Below are 466 nucleotides of genomic sequence, written 5' to 3'. Positions count from 1 at the left end.
CGATTGACCTTGCAAAGTCTCTGTTTCAAGTGCACCACGTGGACATGGAAACAGGAGCGATTGTGAGCAAAGCCGTCGAGCACACCGGGCTTCTCCAATATTCCGCGAATCGGCCGCCATGCCCGATTGGCATGTCGGCGTGCGGCGGTTGGCGGCACTGCGCCCGCCGCGCTTCATCAACGCGAGGGCGACCCTCTTGTGATCGAAGCCGGCGCATACGGCCTTGCGGAACACGGCCGCCTCGACCGATTCCGTCTCGACGTGCTCGGCGTCGTCGGCGCTCATCTTGCCGCCGAACTCGGCGTAATACTCGCGATCGGACGCGATCGCCGTGCGGCGCTCGTTGCGCTTCACGTGCTGCTTGAAGCCCGCCCGATGCGGCACGTTCGGCCGGTGGTCGTCCTGCGCGCGGTTCATCCACACGAATCGATTGTCGCCGTGCGCGACGAGGAAATGCAGCACCTGC

1 protein-coding gene is annotated in these 466 nt (G+C 64.4%); it reads right to left on the bottom strand.

Annotation, left to right across the window (positions count from 1 at the left end; translation table 11 throughout):
- Positions 1-466, bottom strand: a 466-nt coding sequence (locus J5M67_RS28295; RefSeq protein ID WP_207888655.1) for a hypothetical protein, incomplete at both ends; no start/stop codon positions are given.

Origin of the sequence: Pseudomonas sp. 30_B (assembly GCF_017491605.1) — a bacterium.
Taxonomy (GTDB): domain Bacteria; phylum Pseudomonadota; class Gammaproteobacteria; order Pseudomonadales; family Pseudomonadaceae; genus Pseudomonas.
Note: the sequence above shows the minus strand (reverse complement) of the source record. Positions and strands in the feature narration are given on the sequence as shown.